Annotated in this window: 14 protein-coding genes; 9 read left to right on the top strand and 5 right to left on the bottom strand. The window is 55.2% G+C overall.

Annotated elements, in window-relative coordinates; translation table 11 throughout:
• The 3 genes from ACTIEN_RS15925 to ACTIEN_RS15915 all read right to left on the bottom strand — a co-directional run.
• A partial coding sequence (locus ACTIEN_RS15925) for a hypothetical protein (protein ID WP_439524135.1) occupies positions 1–730 on the bottom strand: 730 nt, incomplete at its 3' end.
• On the bottom strand, positions 720–926 hold the full coding sequence (locus tag ACTIEN_RS15920; RefSeq protein ID WP_439524134.1) for a helix-turn-helix transcriptional regulator: 207 nt from the start codon (positions 924–926) through the stop codon (positions 720–722). The genes ACTIEN_RS15920 and ACTIEN_RS15925, both read right to left, overlap by 11 nt.
• A gap of 414 nt (positions 927–1,340) precedes the next feature.
• Complete coding sequence (locus ACTIEN_RS15915; RefSeq protein WP_439524133.1) at positions 1,341–2,687, bottom strand: tyrosine-type recombinase/integrase; 1,347 nt, start codon at positions 2,685–2,687, stop codon at positions 1,341–1,343.
• Positions 2,688–2,799: 112 nt separating this feature from the next.
• Between ACTIEN_RS15915 and ACTIEN_RS15910 the strand changes: the two genes are divergently transcribed.
• From ACTIEN_RS15910 to ACTIEN_RS15875, 8 genes are all read left to right on the top strand, one after another.
• Entirely contained in the window at positions 2,800–2,979 is a 180-nt protein-coding gene (locus ACTIEN_RS15910) for a type II toxin-antitoxin system Phd/YefM family antitoxin (protein ID WP_439524132.1), read from the top strand.
• A gap of 5 nt (positions 2,980–2,984) precedes the next feature.
• Positions 2,985–4,529 (top strand): DNA cytosine methyltransferase, encoded by a 1,545-nt coding sequence (locus ACTIEN_RS15905; RefSeq protein ID WP_439524131.1) that lies wholly within the window; start codon positions 2,985–2,987, stop codon positions 4,527–4,529.
• Positions 4,526–4,942: a very short patch repair endonuclease gene (locus tag ACTIEN_RS15900; protein ID WP_439524130.1), complete on the top strand. Its 417-nt coding sequence runs from the start codon at positions 4,526–4,528 to the stop codon at positions 4,940–4,942. The genes ACTIEN_RS15905 and ACTIEN_RS15900 overlap by 4 nt, the downstream gene beginning before the upstream one ends.
• A gap of 112 nt (positions 4,943–5,054) precedes the next feature.
• A complete protein-coding gene (locus ACTIEN_RS15895; protein WP_224954943.1) occupies positions 5,055–5,282 on the top strand; it encodes a hypothetical protein in 228 nt (75 codons plus the stop codon).
• A 2-nt stretch (positions 5,283–5,284) separates the two neighbouring features.
• Positions 5,285–7,105 (top strand): hypothetical protein, encoded by a 1,821-nt coding sequence (locus tag ACTIEN_RS15890; RefSeq protein WP_439524129.1) that lies wholly within the window; start codon positions 5,285–5,287, stop codon positions 7,103–7,105.
• A complete protein-coding gene (locus ACTIEN_RS15885; RefSeq protein ID WP_439524128.1) occupies positions 7,105–7,881 on the top strand; it encodes a hypothetical protein in 777 nt (258 codons plus the stop codon). Before ACTIEN_RS15890 ends, ACTIEN_RS15885 begins: the two co-directional genes overlap by 1 nt.
• A complete protein-coding gene (locus ACTIEN_RS15880; RefSeq protein ID WP_439524127.1) occupies positions 7,881–8,630 on the top strand; it encodes a hypothetical protein in 750 nt (249 codons plus the stop codon). The genes ACTIEN_RS15885 and ACTIEN_RS15880 overlap by 1 nt, the downstream gene beginning before the upstream one ends.
• A 321-nt stretch (positions 8,631–8,951) precedes the next feature.
• The gene (locus ACTIEN_RS15875; protein WP_439524126.1) at positions 8,952–9,437 is read left to right on the top strand and encodes a toll/interleukin-1 receptor domain-containing protein; all 486 of its coding nucleotides are present in this window, start codon (positions 8,952–8,954) and stop codon (positions 9,435–9,437) included.
• A 781-nt stretch (positions 9,438–10,218) separates the two neighbouring features.
• Here the strand turns inward: ACTIEN_RS15875 and ACTIEN_RS15870 are convergent.
• Positions 10,219–11,823, bottom strand: coding sequence for a PQQ-dependent sugar dehydrogenase (locus ACTIEN_RS15870; protein WP_439524125.1), 1,605 nt, complete (start codon positions 11,821–11,823; stop codon positions 10,219–10,221).
• A gap of 521 nt (positions 11,824–12,344) precedes the next feature.
• Positions 12,345–12,689, bottom strand: coding sequence for a hypothetical protein (locus tag ACTIEN_RS15865; RefSeq protein ID WP_439524124.1), 345 nt, complete (start codon positions 12,687–12,689; stop codon positions 12,345–12,347).
• A gap of 376 nt (positions 12,690–13,065) precedes the next feature.
• Here ACTIEN_RS15865 and ACTIEN_RS15860 point away from each other — a divergent pair, with 376 nt between their 5' ends.
• Positions 13,066–15,588 carry a glycosyltransferase gene (locus ACTIEN_RS15860; RefSeq protein WP_439524123.1) on the top strand — a complete coding sequence of 841 codons (2,523 nt, stop codon included), beginning with the start codon at positions 13,066–13,068 and terminating at the stop codon, positions 15,586–15,588.
• Positions 15,589–15,601: the final 13 nt, after the last annotated feature.

Below are 15,601 nucleotides of genomic sequence, written 5' to 3'. Positions count from 1 at the left end.
CGACCGCTGTTTTGGCCACGTCCGAGGGCTTCCCGCTGGTTTTGGCGGCCTCCTTTGGCACCCTCACCCGGAAGTCACCGACTGCGTAGGTGCGGGGCGGTTTGGTCAGGTCCATCGGCTCGAAAGCCCACGCCAAGGCAGGTTTACGACCATCCGCGCGCTTCTTGTCATTTAGCCAGTTAATCGTCCAAGGCAGCCGAAGCAAACGGTCAGCATTATGCGTCCCCGGCCCGCCCTGAAGGACAAAGAGCAAGGCTTTATTGAGTTCTTCGGCTTTTTCGATTTCTAAAGGCTCATCCAACTTCCAGACGGCCTGACAGCCACCACCCGTGAGCCATATCGCAGTGGGAAGCGGTATTCCTTTCGGGCGCGTCTTTTTCTCGTGCAGGATGTTTATCACGAAGTCTACTTTTTCCTTCTCGTCGCCGGGATAGTCTTTGAAGTCTAGATCGACATGCAGGAAGCGCACGGCTGAAAGGTTCTCCTTCTTGCGTGGGCCCTCCAAGAACTCAGCATTCGGAAGGAAGTACATGTTGCGCTGAACATCATCAGCGTTGCCGTATGCAACGAAGGACACGGCCTTTTCGTGCTCCGGCAATCCGAATACCTTGGCCTTCGGCTTCGCCTTGCCCCGGCTTGCCATAGACTCGAGGTGCAAGGGGGCCTCCGAGGTCAGCCAGCGGATGAACTCGATGGCGCGGGTCGCGTCGGTTTTCAAATTATTCGCCATGAGTGAAATCCTCACAGCTGCGAGCTTCCAGCCATTCGTCAATGACAGCGCGGCGATAGAACACGCGCGCACCGATTTTCAGATAGGCAGGGCTCTTCTTGTACGAACGGCGCTTCTCGAAAAAGGATGCGCTCATGTGGGTGTATTCGGCGACCTGCTCGGTCGTCAAAAGATCGAGTTTTTTGGAATCAGCCATTGTAGTCTCCGAGCTGAAACACACTCGCTGCTGAGGCAACGAGATGTTTAGTGGATGACTACGGCGCGGGGTTTCCGTTCCTTTAAGGGAGCACTACACGTTCACGATCCCACCGTCCTACTACCGGCCTCTCACCGGCCCTGCGTTTGTCTTTTACGCTCTTGGGGCACTCTTCTTGTAGGCAAGTATAAGTTACCAAACTTGGCCACCAGAGCAACTGGAATAATCTGCGAATGCAATGCCGTCTAAAACAATCAAAGCTCGTCATGCGCGCGCGAACAGGCCACTGGAGGAACTCGGGTTATAAAAAATGCAGGGTTTACGGTATGACGAGAGTTTGGTCTCGGACTCCCTTAGCCCGAGATGCCACGCCCGGTTCTTTGGAGGTTTCACCCGTTGATGGGGTGGGGTCCTTCAGCGGCGCTGTTCTTTCAGTTCAAGGATGCGTTTGGCTACCAGTTCCACCGGCTCGCGCAGCCGCTCGGCGTTCACCACGATATAGCCGCCGGTCACGTCACCGTTGGTGCGGTGGTTTAGCAAGCGCTTGAGCGCGTAGTAGGGCACGTCAAGGCTTTCTGCGATTGTGATAAAGGTGCGCCGCAGATCGTGCAGGGTGAAGCTGACGCCAGAACCAGCCGATACACGCAGCAGGAACTTCTTGGTTTCAACCAGATGACCGCTCTTTCCGGGCCCCGGAAACACCCAAGGTGAGCCATTGTTATACGCCCTGCGCTCATTCAGTAGCGTGGCCAGAAAATCGGACAGCGGTAGGTGCAGCGGGTCGCCGTTCTTTGTGGTGGGTAGATGAAGCACCTTGCTTTTCAGGTCTACCTCGTCCCAGCGTAGCTTGGTTAATTCACCCCGACGCATACCGGTGAACAGAGCTGTCAGAAGGAAGTCACGCGAGTATTCCGGTTCTGCCATGACGGCTTCCCACCATGCGGGCAGGTCCAGCGCAGTAATCACGGTTTGACGTCGCCGCTCCTTATACCAAACGCGTGCTTGCGTCAGGATTTGCACGGGGTTCGCTGGAAAGTTGTCTTGAGTTGCGGCAACGAAATTGTAGATCGACCGGAAATGCCGCATCACGTTGTTGGCTGTGGTCTCGCCGTGCATCGTACCAATGTCCTGATGCTTTTTGAGCACCATCTGGCGGGTGATCTCGTTCAAGGGCGTCTTTCGCCACGACTTGAGGTACAGGCGTTCGGTGCGTTGGTAATGGCTGACGGTATGCGCTGACAGGGTGCGCACTTCTAGAAAGCGCTCCAGCGCCAACCCAAGCGTCACCTGTTCGGCAGCCTCTTGGCGCTTTTCGGCGTTTGGGTCATGACCGTCAGCCATGTCTCCCAAGATCGTCAGGGCCTTTTTTCGGGCAACCTCGGGGGCAAAGACATCGGCACGACCAATGGTGACGCGCCGAGTGCGGCGGTTTACCTGCCCTTCGGCGAAGAACACCTTGGATTGCGCGCCAACACGTAGCCCAAAGCCGGGGAGCATCGTGTCCCGGTAGAGTACTTGCCCCTTCTGGGCGAAGGGGATTTCATCAATCGCGCGGCGGGTAAAACGTAGACTGGGCATCGTGACCTCCTTCTGGCCACAAGTCAGTATAAGCACATCTCGATAAAAAGCTCGACTTTTCATGAAGTTATGCGAGCGTGGAACACTGTGTCTGGCAGAATGAAAGGCTGTCCCATTTTCGACGATTGGAGCGCCACCATAACAACCTTTTCTCCTCAACCGACGGGCCTGTTCAAAACGCATCAAGCTCTTTGCTTCATCCGTCCCGTCGAGTGCTTAGCGTAGGTCGTATGGCGTTGTTTCCGTTTCCCACTTCAAGCATAGTGGACAAAATGTCCATTATAGAGCAATCGGCATGAAAACGCTGTCCGCCCGCGACGCCAAAAACCGCTTCGGTTATCTGATCGATACAGCGAGACAGGAACCTGTTTCCGTGGAAAAACACGGCAGGCCCGTCGTTGTGGTGCTCAGCGTCGAAGACTACGAACGCCTAGCAAGTGCGGCATCCGAGACTAGTACCGGGAAGCCCGGATGACCAGAATGGCGGCCTATCCACTGATTGACGTCTTCGCGGGGCCAGGCGGCTTGGGAGAGGGTTTTTCGTCCCTAACGCGCGGAAAGAAGGAAGCGTGCTTCAGAAGTGCGATTTCGATTGAACAGGACGAGTTCGCTCACCGGACACTTCTGTTGCGGCACTTCCTGAAGAGCTTCAAAGGCGGAGCCCTCCCTGAAGATTACTATCAGTATCTCAAAGGCGACATCACCCTCAATCAGCTGTATGAACTGCACCCGGACGAGAAGGCACACGCGGAGCGCTCCGCAATCAGAATTTCTCTCGGAGGGGACAATCATGAGCGCGTCCGCAAACTGATCAGCGAAAGACTTCAGAACGAGAAGAAGTGGGCGCTTGTCGGAGGGCCGCCGTGTCAGGCCTATTCCCTCGTCGGCAGATCCAGAATGATGGGTGACCCTGAGTTCGAAAAGGATGAGCGGCATTTTCTGTACAAAGAATATCTCCGTATCATCATCGATCATGCTCCTCCTGTTTTCGTCATGGAGAATGTCAAGGGCTTGCTTTCGGCTCGTGTCAAAGGTGAGCTGGTCATCAACCGGATCACAGCCGATCTTGCATCGCCAAAGGACGCGCTTGGCATGTCTTCCAACGGGTTGGGGTACAGGCTCTATTCTCTCTCGGAAGACGAGCTTCCGGGTATTGAAGCCGATCCCCGCATATTTCTGGTGCGCGCAGAAGAGTACGGCGTTCCGCAGGCACGACACCGTATGTTCATTGTCGGCGTTCGGAACGATATCAGCATACGACCCGGAAGGCTAAAGCCGCACAAGCCGCCGTCATTGAAACAGACCATCGGCAACCTGCCTAAGATCAGAAGCGGTATTTCAAAGGGAGGGGACAGCTACGACAAATGGTACAGAGAAATCGAAGGCCTCGACCCTGCAGCAATACGCTGGGAAATGAACGAGCACGAACACGCCAATGACCTGATGGAGTTGATGGGAAACGACCTGGCACGGCCTCTCAAAGGCCTGGAAAAGTCCTCCTCCAGATATCCGGTGCGTCCACGCCTTTCACACGATGTACTCGACAGCATATATGACGAGCAACTTTCGGTTCTAGACAGTCATGAGTCGCGCTCACATATGCCCTCAGATCTGCGCCGCTACGCCTTCGCAGCGTCATTCGCATCTGTTACCGGAAAGAGTCCGAAGCTGGCGGATTTTCCGCGCAGCCTGCTTCCCGACCATGCAAATGTTGAGGACGGCAGGTCCGGAAAGATGTTCTCTGACCGCTTCCGCGTTCAGCTTCCTGATCAGCCTTCCACAACTGTCACATCGCACATCTCGAAAGACGGACACTATTTCATCCACTACGATCCGAGGCAGTGTCGCAGTCTGACAGTAAGAGAGGCGGCCCGTCTTCAAACTTTCCCGGACAACTATCGCTTCGAGGGGCCGCGCACCTCTCAGTATCATCAGGTCGGCAATGCCGTGCCGCCCTACCTTGCACGGCAGATCGCGGCGATCATCGCGGACGTTTTGGATCAGATAATAGACGGCGATGCGTGACGGACAGGATTTCTAAAGAACATCGCAGCTGGAACATGTCGCGAATCCGGGGCAAGGACACGAAACCCGAGTTGATTCTGCGCAGCCTGCTTCACAGAGCGGGCTTCCGCTTCCGGCTGCACGTTCCCGGCCTGCCAGGGAAGCCGGACATCGTTCTCCCGAAATACTGTACTGTCATCTTCGTTCATGGCTGCTTTTGGCACCGGCATGAAGGATGCTCCAATTCAACCATGCCGAAGACCCGCCCGCAATTCTGGCAGGAGAAATTCGACCGGACGGTCGAGCGCGACTGGGAAAAGCAGGCAAAGCTGGAAAGTGCTGGATGGCGGGTTCTGACTGTATGGGAATGTGAGCTGAGGACCGATCCCTCCAAACTGGCATATAGTATTAAAAATCAGATACTTGAAAGATAAGAGCGCATACAAATGATGTATATATTGTAAATATGTCATTAATGTTAGGAACCTGTGTTGACTCACATATCGTAAATGTGCACACTATGCGTGCAGACAACAGGGGTCTACCATGCGCGACAAACGGAAAAAGTTTATTGACCTGGCTGAGTCACGGGTAAACCGTGCGATCAAGGACATCCGGCTGATCGGCAATCTCGCCAACAGAAATTCGTATGAATACACGGAGGAAGACGCGCGTAAGATCGTCCGCGCGCTCCAGAAGGAGTTGGATTCGGCGAAAGGCCGATTTCTCGGAGACTCTGGCGGAAAAGACACAGATTTCAGACTGGAAGATTGAGAATGGCGGGATACTGGGAATTTAATAAAGCAGACCCTTCAAGCGTCCGGATTGGCGTGACGCAGCGTGACCAGTTCAACAACGACGATGTCGGTCTGGCCGAAGCGCTGGTCAGGGAGGTAATTCAGAACTCTTCTGATGCGGGCAGCGAGGATGCACCCGTCAAAGTTAGCTTTCGGTTGAAAACTCTGAACGGTGATGAGGCCGGTCAGCTTGCCGCGCAATTCCATGGCCTTCTTCCGCATCTCAGTGTTTGCGGTCGTGAACTGCCCGGAGCCGAACAGGGTCCGGCGCGTGTTCTGGTCATTGAGGATTACAATACCAAAGGACTGACCGGCAGCTTTGAAGAGCTGGACAGGGACAACTTCGACAATTTCTGGCGGGCTGTGGGCGAGTCCGAAAAGTCCGGGCAGAAAGGCGGGCGATGGGGACTAGGAAAGCTGGTCTACTCGTCATCCTCAAAGATCAGCGCATTTTTCGGGCTGACGGTCCGCAAGGGCGAGAGCGGTCCCTCTGTCATGGGGCAGGCCGTACTCAAAAACCATTGCATCAAAAACGTGTACTACCCGGCACACGGATTCTGGTTTGACGGTCGTTCCGGCAACGGGTTGGACCTGCAACTGCCGGTTCAGGACGGCGAAGAGGTTGCGCAATTCAAAGCGCTCTTCGGGGTTGAACGTACCGACCAGACAGGTCTCAGCGTTATTATTCCCTATCTGATCGACAGCGTCACCGACGACACCATTCTCGCCGGGGTGGTCAACAACTATTACTTTCCTATCCTTGCCGGAAGGCTGGAAGTCGAAGTGGGTGACGTTCTTGTCAATGCAGGGTCGTTTCTGGATGTGGCGGCAAACGTCGGGAAGTCTGGTACGCCTATTCCGTTTGCCTTTGTAAAGGAAATCAGTGACGCGCTCGAATCGCAGGAGGCAACGGTTGCCTCCGGCACCATAGGAGATACCCGACTCTCGTCGCAGCATCTGGCGTCAGAACAAGTCGAAGCCACGAAGGCCGCGTTTTCGGGCGGCGGTCTTGTCCACCTTCGTGTTCCGGTCATGCTGAAGCCGAAGGGAAAGGCGCAGCAGAGTGGAAATATCGATCTTTTCGTCCGGGCGCTTGCCGAATATGAAGATCCGTTCTCGCTGTTCGCACGGGGACCGATAACGTTGCCCGGCGAACGCCACTTTACCGGAGCTGTGGCCCGCGGTGCGATGATTGCACACGATGATCTTGTGGCCGAGTTCTTGGGAGACGCTGAGAATCCGGCGCACACCGCGTGGAACTCCAACGCTGAAAAGCTAAATGCCAAATGGGATCATCCCAAAAAAACCCTCTCGGCTATCAGGCAGTCGCTGCGTGACCTGTACAACATGATCGCCGATCAGAAGGAAACGCAGGACGATGACGCCCTTATTGACTTCTTTTCTTTGGCCGAAAAGGCTGAGGCCACAAAAAGCAAGAAGAAGCGTGTCAGAAAGCCCAAGCCTGATATTCCCCCGCGTGAAGCCGCTATCCGTATCAGACCTGGAAACGGAGGTTTTGAAATTCTTTCCGGCCCCGGTGCCGAGAAGTGGACGTTTCCGAAGCGGATTCGCGTCCGGATGGCCTATGACATGATCGGCGCCGATCCGTTCAAACGTTTCAGCTCCTTCGACTTTGACCTGAACAGTACGAAAAAGCTGACCTTTGAAACGACAAACGGCGACATCAAGGTCGCCAAGGCCAATATTCTGTTCTTTGACGTTACGGCTGCTGACTTTCATCTGAAAGCCAGCGGTTTCGATATGCAGCGTGACCTAATTGTGGATGCGAGGACTTCGTAATGAGTACGGCCAAACGACGCATCAACTCTACAGGACGCAAACGCATCGGGCGGGAGTGCATCGAGATCAGTATGCTGGAAACCGGGACCGATGAACCGCTCAAGGCGAAGATCAAATTGAAGCTGCAGAATCAGGGATTTCCAGGCGGAGCGCGGGTGGCGGTAGAAGCCTATCACCGATCTTCCGGGATGCGCTTTGACTGCGGAACAGTCGATTCACCGGAGGTGCCTGATGTTCTGGTACTCAGCGAGGTGGACAAGAGCGGTTCCGTTCTGTTCCGCCTGAAAGTAGTTGATAACGATGACACGCCAGGGAAACTGCTTGCTTCAGCCGAACGGCTGAAACCCCGGAGTGAAGATGACAGCGAGAACCGTCGCAGCATCTTTCCGATTCTCTACCGGGACCTTCGGCACGATGTCTGGAAGGTCGAGATTGAACAGGGGGACCGCCCTGTCCTGATCGTTAACAAGCGCATACCCGGCTTCGCTCATAAACTCCTTGAAAGTCCGATGATGCAGGGGCTGCTGCTTCCTGCAGCCTTGCGGATTGTTCTGAAGGAACTGGTTCGGGTGTCCGAGACAGGCGAGAGTGACGACGAACCCGGCTGGAAGGAAGAGTGGCTGGAATACTGTCGCGCAGAACTGGGGGCTGAAGACGATCCGCGCGAGTTTCCCGATAACAACGCTAGGGAGGACTGGATTGACGAGGTCGTGATGCGGTTCTGCGAAAACCTGTCGCTCATCGAGAAAATCAAGAACGCTTCGGAGGAGTCGTGATGAGTGCAAAATTCAGAAAACTAAACGAAGCCGGAATAGCCGCGTTCAGAGACTACATCAGGGATGGCGCGGAAGGTCCGCCTCCTCTTCACCTGCTGGAGAACCCGGAAACTTCGGCTCCGCTGCAACCCGTTATTCAGCCGGGATCGGGACAGTTTGACGACAGATATACGTTTGGCGTCTATCTCAACACTCTATTGAAGGGTTCTGATTCGGCAGCAATCAGCGGCGATGCCGGATTGTGGAGCGCCCTTGCACTGCAATGGTTTGACAGGCTGTGCCCGACGGATGCAGGCGGCAATCGGTCGCCCAAACAGGAGTATCTTTACGTTCTCAGTTCCGATTATCGTCATTACTACCGGCATCTGGTTCGTTCGCCGTGGCAGCTGGTGAAAGATCACGGCGACGCCTCGCGCTTCCTTCTGATTTCCCCCCGCAAACAGGCACATCCTCTCAGCGTGCATGGCGAAATTCTGGAACAGTTTGGTGGTCGCCAGCAGGTTCTTGCCAGCCGACCGATCATCAAAGCAGCCAATAAGTTGTACTTCGATAAGCAGAAATCGCGTCCGCGAACAGGTGTTGCGGGTAACGGACGGGGCAGCGCGCGCAGGTTCGGGCTTGTTCTGCGGCAGCTGGATCTGACCTATGACCCCGAATGCATGACCGACAGCGCATTCATCAGTATTCTGCCGGACGAGTTTGAGAAGTGGCGGAAGCAGTTGGCGGCAGGTCAGTCGCAGGCGGCGTGAGCGTAGTCAAAGAGTAAACGTGCCCTTGGGGCGGCACGAAACGTGGCAGGTTGAGGGTAGTGGTGAAGAAAAGGAAAAGGCATGGCTAGATGCACTGCACCATTAAGGGGCCATAGATCAGCGGCCGCCGCAGCCAATTGTCCCGCATGCGGGAGTCGCTACGGGCGTTCCGGAAGCTACGGCGGGTATGGCGGCGGCTACAGCAGCTACAAATCAAATCCTGCCCCGTCATATTCTTCCTCGGGGAGTAGTCTCGGTCGGAACAGCGGCGGTTCGGGGCGTCGCTCCGCAAAGCCACGTTGGTCGGGAGCCGGTTCGGGTGTGTGGTACACGCCAGAACAAGTGTTGGCGCTCACACCTGTCAGAGAAAAGGTGGAGAACCTCGCAGTCTCGCAGCCTGACCTTCGAGACGTGTTTCTCTGCCACGCGTGGGATGACAGGCAGAGCTCCGCGAAAGAATTGCATGATTTGCTCGAAGCTCGCGGTGTCCGTGTTTGGTTCAGCGAGAAAGACCTTGGCCTCGGGGTGCCGATGATGCGCGCTATCGACAAGGGCTTGGTGAATTCTAGGCTCGGTATCGTTTTAGTGACACCGGCTATGTTGCGACGCCTCCCAGCCGAAGGTGTGGCAGACAAAGAGCTTTCTGCGCTTCTCCGACGCGAGCGCCTCGTCCCGGTTGTTCATGGAACGACTTACGAAGCACTTGAACAGGTCAGCCTCTTGTTGGCTTCCCGGGCCGGACTAAGCACTGCCGAAGAGTCGATGGTCGAAGTTGCAGCCAAAATCGCAGAACTGGTAGCCGCTTAATCGCTTTTGAAGGTCAGCGCGAGCGCTGCATGCTCTGTGAACCAAGCTTCGCAAAACGACTGCTCCCGGTTGCCGGGCAGATATCGCGTCACGTCGGACGCTGCGGTCGCAGCGAATATCCAGAATGAAAACTCACGCCGCAGCGTTAATACTTAATGATTGAGGGCTGCTAGAGGTGAAACATCCGCTCTTCATCTTAGTTTTGTCCGGTGTCCACATGTTGGCGACCAGCGGACCTAAAGTGGGCTACCACTATCTGTGCGAACTCGTCCCCCTTGCTCCAGAGAGGCCCTACCCCGCCTAACCTCGCTGTCGCCGTGCTTGGGGTGGGGTGTAGGGGGTGCCAAAAGCGAGTAGCGTAGGAGCCGCCCCGGCACAGGCTTTTGACGGATTAGTAGGGCAAACCGAAATCTGTAGGGGATTAGTAGGGGAGCCGGGTACAACCGATGAAGGGCGGGTGCGATGCCGTGCAAGACCCAGACTGGAAAATAGCGTTTCGTACCAGAGTGTTGTAAGGATTAAGCAGAGGCCGTGCGCCCGTGTGCAACTCGGTCCACCGGAACCGCCAAACAATTCGTAATGATGGGGTCGTAGGTTCGAGTCCTATCACCGGCACCATGATTGTCTGAAGTCTTGGTTTGTTGGAACGCGTTGGTTCTTGCCTCGGTTGTGAATTGCCACCCAAATGAAAACTTCCGTTGGAAGGTAATAGCTTTGTTCCCGCCCGCGATTTCTGAACCTCGGTGGGGTATGTTTCGATGGCATTCATCCACGCTCTTGGCTATTCAGGCTCTTCCTTAATGGCTTGGAGCAAGGTGACCAGGCCAGTCAGCACCTTCTCATCGTCAAGCGCGGGATCAAGCATCGTTGTACCGGGCGCAAACGCTTCGGGATCATCAATGAACCTGCGCAGCGACTCGGCATTCCAGGTTCCGCCATTCCCGGCCAGTGATGCCGAGTATCCGTTCCAACCGTTCGAAGCGACCGGACGGCCAAAGACGGTTCCAAGGGCAGGCGCCGCGGCCGCATTGGTGATTCCAAAACTGTGACACTCGCTACAGGTGTCGATGGCCAGCTTTATTGCTTCGGCAGTTGGCGGATCCAGGTCCAGCGTGTCAATGCGCGCCATCGTGAATTCATAGGAATGATCTGCAGTTCCAACAGACAGGATTTCAACGAAACGCTGGTCTGTCCAAAGCGCAAGGCGTCCATCGGTCATCTGCTGAACATAGCGAATGCGGACGTCCATTGGTATTTTCTCTGCAAACAGAACGCGATCGTCTCGAATACGGATGCGGAACAGAGACTGACCCGACAGCGAGCCGGCAAGAAAATCGCCATCCCAACTGGGATCAAAACCCTCGATCTGGGTTAATGAGCTGACGGCTGCGGATGGAAGCCAAGCATAGACCGGGGACTCGAAGTTCTGGTCGTGCTGTCCGTAAGTTGTTGTGTTTGGAAGGGGGAGTCGATTGTATCGTGTTCCCAGAGAGGTAACTGGCCATCCATAATCTGCGCCTTCCACGATCCGATTGAGTTCGTCTCCACCGCGCCGACCGTGTTCGACGATCCAAATATCACCATTCCGATCGGTTGAAATCCCCTGCATATTTGAGTGTCCGCGACTAAGTTGTCGCGCCTCCCCTGTTGCCAGGTCGATTTCAAGAACTTTGCCGTATTGGTAGTCGTCGCGCTGCGAAATGGCGGGGCTATTGTAATTGCCGTCAAAGGCGTAATCGCCGCTGGCCATTGCAATGCGTTTTTGACCCAATGCGACCATACGACCGCCCGCCATGTGAGCCTGCAACGCTACGCCGCTTTTGGCGATTGGCAGGCAGGGCTCTGTGACAAAGACATTTGTCCATCCGCCTTCAATCTCGCCAGGTGTTGTCAGGGTCGGGCTTGTGGCGATTGCGTTTGAAACACAGTGTTCGACGGGATCCCAGCGAGAGTAGGAAACGACCAGAAGGCCATCTGTGATCAGGACGTCATTGTAGCGGAAATAGTATCCGGCAGGATTAAGGCCATCGATTGTTGAAATGTATTCAAGGTAAGCGTCATAGTGGTTTGCCGGAGGTTCCAAATCAAGCTCTTGCGCGACAGAATCCGCGATCGAAAAGAAGCGCCCTTCGTGGGTCATGAGGACAAGATTTCCTGCCCACTCTGTCAGGGCACCGCCGCTCCCCTGTCTTTCGACTGGAACCGCAATGCGTTCGCGGCTCAACGGTAGGAAAATGGTATCCACCCGGTCGCCGATGACGGTTGAGGCCTCGGCTGCGACAGGGGTGTCCCTATTTTGAAACGCCATCGTGATTGCCAATCCAATAGAGGCCGCAATCACCAACACTGCGATGGCACGAGTCGGGGTGACGAAATTCTGCCTCATGACGATTTCCTTTTTTGCTCTTGGGTCGATCTGCTCGGCTTTGATCGAGACTATGGACCAAAAAAAATCTCATTTACAGAAGGCAACTTCGGTCGCGGAAAATCCCCGGGACTCGCGGAAGGCAGGTCCGTCACGTTGCAAGAGGCCCGGTGTCGATGTTCCTCAGGTCGTGAACGACCTCAAATTGAATGGCCCTTTGTAAAGGTGACAGAGGTCTGGCAATTGGTTCATCGGAACAATGGCTTCGGCATCGAACCTAGCCAGAGCATAACCGACACGCATTTCCCTCTGGAAAGTGTCCCTCAGCCGCAAGGGACAAAACCAGAGTGATTTTGCTGCAAGGCCGACAGCCCTGTGGATGCCCTGCACCGCACATTGGGGTTTGCCCAGTCTGAAATATGGAACCAAGCGCGTGTTTGTCATGCCGATCCCGCACTCCGGTCACATCATGACCGGCATAAATGCGGAAGCGACATTGTTAAGTGCGACGGCGTTGTGTCAGCGGCGCGGGTCGCTGACAATCATGACCCGAATTGGGAAAGAGATCCGGTTTCCAAAGGGTCACCCGAAAAACCGGCCGACTGCACATCGGGGACATTGCCGAGGTTTGGCATCCGTTGGCCGAAGATGCCGCCAAGAACGCCCTCGCGGCTGTTGATGAATTCCTGGAGCGCCAGTGCGAGGGGGTCGGTGCCGGTCAGGAGATCGGAATTGGCATTGATGTAGGCCATGACCGCCCCTGTGTTGCCGGATTCAACCAGGGCCCTGAGCGTGGTGAGTTGTTCCTGTGAATACGCTGCGCTTGCTGCTTGCCCGAGGCTGATTGCGAGGACGGACGACAGCAGGACGATCTTGAGTTTCTTCATTTTTGGGTCACTCCGCAAAATGTTTCATGAGATCGGATTAGCAGGTCAGCCTTTAATGAAGCCTAAACGAATGTCCCCCTAGATTGCGTCTAAATCGATTCAAAAAAAGAAGAGGCTTCGATGCAAATCCCGAGTTCGGACCTGCGAAAGCGTCAAGTGAATTACTTGATGTGGCATCCAAGGGACGAAATCCGGGTGGCTGAAGAAGGGATAAGTCTTGCTCAAGAACCGGGATTGATCGCGCAGAATTCTTTGCACAATCAATGGCAGGCGACCGAGCATTCCCGCATGCCGACACGTCGACCGACCTCTTGAATCGAAACCGTAATTTGTGTGGCGATCTTTGCCACTTGGCCCTACTGAATTGGATTGGCACATGACGCTCAGCTATCGTTCATACGCAGACATGTCGCGGATCATCTCGGAAAATGTCGGGATGTTGCCGAATGTTGACTATGTTGTCGGCATTCCGAAATCGGGCATCGTGCCCGCGACGATGATTGCGACCATCAAGAACGTAACCTGTCTTGATATCGATTCCTTCCTGTTCATGCAGTCCCGCCGCAAGGGGCGACGGCTTCACACCGATGGCAGCCTGCCTGAGCTTCAAAAGGTTCTCATCGTTGATGACTCGGTCAACACCGGGGCGGAATTTCGTCGCGTGCAGCGGCGGCTTGGCGCGTTGGAGACCGAATTCGACGTCACGTTCTGTGCGATTTTCGGTCTGCCGGACCGGACAAAGAACGCACCCAAACATGTTGTTCTGGAACGTGTTCCGCAGCCGCGCATCTTTCAATGGAATTACCGAAACCATATCATCGCAGAAAGTGCCTGCTTCGATATGGATGGCGTACTGTGTCAGGATCCCACGGCGCAGGAAAACGATGATGGGCCGCTATATCTTGATTTCGTGCTGAACGCGCGACCATTGTTTATTCCGCAAAAGCGGATCAGCGCCATCGTGACGTCCCGTCTTGAGAAATACCGTGCGCCAACGGTTGAATGGCTCGAGGCGAATGGCGTGCAGTATAAAGATTTGATCATGCTGGACCTGCCCTCTGCCGAAGAGCGTCGGCGCCTGAAGGCGCATGCGCCCTTCAAGTCCAGCGTCTATTCGACACGAGATGATATTCTGTTTGTCGAAAGCAATCACAAGCAGGCCTGTGATATTGCGGTGTCTACTGACAAATGTACCATCGCAACAGAGACGGACACGTTCTTTTATGGAAATTCAGACGCTGCGCGTGCCTTGACGAAAACCCACAGTGCGACGCTTCTGGCGAACGAAAACCATATCTTGCGACGCCAGCTTTCGGATGCGGCCGAAATCCTGAGCGAGACGTCTTTCGAGCCTGTCGCCTGGATCGACTCGTTTCTGCCGAACAAGCCAAAGCCACAGCCTGTGAAGACTCCATTTCAGAAGGCGCGCATGATTGCCGGTTCGAACGTGCGGCGGTGTCTGTCCAATCTGAATGAAAAACCCTCACCTTCGGAAAAACCGTTGCGCATCGCGATGATCGGAACGAGTTTTGATATCAAGCGGGGTGCAGGGGCTGCTGCGTCATCCTCCCGACTGCGCGACATGTTCAGGGACCGCGGGTACGATATCCGCACGTTCTCGCTTGAGGACTACCCGGTTGTCGGCACGGAATCGAGCGATCAACCGATCAAGGGCGTTCACCTTCCAACCTGGATTTCCATTGGCAGCACCAGCATTTCAGAGCGAGTTGTCGAGGATGTCGAGCGCTACAATCCCGATTGCATCATCCTCGGTGCCATAGACCGCAGTATCCTGAGCATCGCCGATCTTCTGAACCTCAGGTTTCCGATTGTCTGGATCGCGCGGGACAACTGGCTGCATACGGGCGGTTGTCTGTTCAAACTTGAAGAGGGTGCTGTTGCTCAACTCCCGGATCAGCAGAAAGAGTTCTTTAGCGCCCTCACCTGCGATCGCTACAAGCTGGGGTGCACGGACTGCCCGTCGGTCGTTGACAGGCGCGAAAGCCCGAAGGTTGCGGCGTCTTACACGCTCCGGAAAATGGTGTTCCGCAGACGGCCCGATATCGTGTTCTGTGGTATTTCGAACTGGATGTCCAAGATGCTGCGTGACTCTCCTCTCACACAAGAGCATGCCATCTACACGGTGAACAATCCGATACCTGCTCCGCGTGCGCCGCAAAGGCACTTGTGCCGGGAAGAACTGGGCATCGCTCCAGAAACCAAGGTGATCCTGCTGGCGGTACACAGAGCGTCGAACAAGCGCAAAGGATTTGCTCAGGCCGCGCAGGCGCTTGCAAAACTGGCGGTCGCGAATGGCAACCGGCGTGATATCAGCGTGGCGGTGTTGGGCAGCGTGGACAAGAACGCGCTTGCTGACCTCGATTTGCCGTTCAAGGTTGTACCACTTGGATTCATCACCGATGAAGCCCAGAAATCCATGATCTACAAGGCGGCGGATGTCTGTCTGGTGCCGTCACTACAGGAATCCCTGTCGGTGATCGCCTCGGATTCAATTCGCAATGGCACGCCGGTGGTGTGCTTCAAGACCAGCGGCTTGCAGGATTTTGTGCATCACAAGGTCAATGGCTACACCGCCCGCGCATTTGACACCGATGATCTGGCGTCCGGACTGGAATGGGTTCTGTTCGACTGCGATGAAAAGGCGACCAGATCAGCCGCGTCCAGCATCGGGCAAGACATGTTTGCCCCCGAGAATACCTTCGACACATATGAGCAGGTGATTGACCACGCAATACGGAATTACGCCGCGCAGGACTTCGACGAAGATACTTTCTCAGAGCTTTCGAACCTGTTCCAGAATGTTGGGCAGGACTCGCGCTATCGACACGTTGTGCGACGCCACCTGGAAAAGTCGCTCAAGAAAATGAAGGTTGGCTGAATGCGCAAAGTGG

Source organism: Marivita sp., assembly GCF_051859345.1.
GTDB lineage: Bacteria > Pseudomonadota > Alphaproteobacteria > Rhodobacterales > Rhodobacteraceae > Marivita.
Note: the sequence above shows the minus strand (reverse complement) of the source record. Positions and strands in the feature narration are given on the sequence as shown.

Coding starts and splice junctions, on each gene's coding strand:
- ACTIEN_RS15860 (WP_439524123.1), top strand. CDS start 13,066: ATGACGCTCAGCTATCGTTCATACGCAGACATGTCGCGGATCATCTCG.
- ACTIEN_RS15910 (WP_439524132.1), top strand. CDS start 2,800: ATGAAAACGCTGTCCGCCCGCGACGCCAAAAACCGCTTCGGTTATCTG.
- ACTIEN_RS15870 (WP_439524125.1), bottom strand. CDS start 11,823: ATGAGGCAGAATTTCGTCACCCCGACTCGTGCCATCGCAGTGTTGGTG.
- ACTIEN_RS15905 (WP_439524131.1), top strand. CDS start 2,985: ATGGCGGCCTATCCACTGATTGACGTCTTCGCGGGGCCAGGCGGCTTG.
- ACTIEN_RS15880 (WP_439524127.1), top strand. CDS start 7,881: ATGAGTGCAAAATTCAGAAAACTAAACGAAGCCGGAATAGCCGCGTTC.
- ACTIEN_RS15885 (WP_439524128.1), top strand. CDS start 7,105: ATGAGTACGGCCAAACGACGCATCAACTCTACAGGACGCAAACGCATC.
- ACTIEN_RS15915 (WP_439524133.1), bottom strand. CDS start 2,687: ATGCGTTTTGAACAGGCCCGTCGGTTGAGGAGAAAAGGTTGTTATGGT.
- ACTIEN_RS15865 (WP_439524124.1), bottom strand. CDS start 12,689: ATGAAGAAACTCAAGATCGTCCTGCTGTCGTCCGTCCTCGCAATCAGC.
- ACTIEN_RS15895 (WP_224954943.1), top strand. CDS start 5,055: ATGCGCGACAAACGGAAAAAGTTTATTGACCTGGCTGAGTCACGGGTA.
- ACTIEN_RS15920 (WP_439524134.1), bottom strand. CDS start 926: ATGGCTGATTCCAAAAAACTCGATCTTTTGACGACCGAGCAGGTCGCC.
- ACTIEN_RS15890 (WP_439524129.1), top strand. CDS start 5,285: ATGGCGGGATACTGGGAATTTAATAAAGCAGACCCTTCAAGCGTCCGG.